This is a genomic window from Roseateles sp. P5_B10, assembly GCF_056400485.1.
On the sequence record NZ_JBFULE010001688.1, the window covers coordinates 1 to 553 of the forward strand.

The following is a 553-nucleotide window of genomic DNA, read 5'->3' on the forward strand; positions in this document are numbered from 1 at the left end:
GCCGTGGCCGCGCTGGCGGCCCGCGCCGGCCGCCCGGCCGCGGGCCTGTTCGAGACCAGCGGCGGCAATCCCTTCTTCGTGACGGAGCTGCTGGCCGCGCCGCTGGCCGAGGGCCTGCCGGTGTCGGTGCGGGACGCGCTGCTGGCGCGCGTGGCGCGGCTGTCGCCACCGGCGCGCGAGTTGCTCAATGTGGCCAGCGTCTCGCCCGCGCCGCTGGAGACCGCCGTGCTGGCCCACGCCTGCGGCCTGGAGCCCGAGGCCCTGGCCGAAGTCGTCACCAGCGACCTGCTGCAGGCCGGCGGCGACTGCCTGCGCTTTGCGCACGAGCTGACCCGGCTGACCGTGCTGGAAGCCCTGGGGCCCCGCGCCGCGGCCCTGCATGCCGCAGTGTTCGACGCCCTCAGCGAGCGCGGCGCGGCACCGGTGCGCCTTGTGCATCACGCCGAGCACGCCGGCCTGGACCATGCCGTGGCCCGGCTGGCGCCGCGCGCCGCCGAACTGGCGGCCGCCTCGGGCGCGCACCGCCAGGCCGCGGCCCTGTTCGGCCTGGCGC

At 78.5% G+C, this 553-nt stretch carries 1 protein-coding gene; it reads left to right on the plus strand.

The window, feature by feature from the left end; genetic code table 11:
• A partial coding sequence (locus AC1DU6_RS35350; protein WP_477863248.1) for a hypothetical protein occupies positions 1–553 on the plus strand: 553 nt, incomplete at both ends.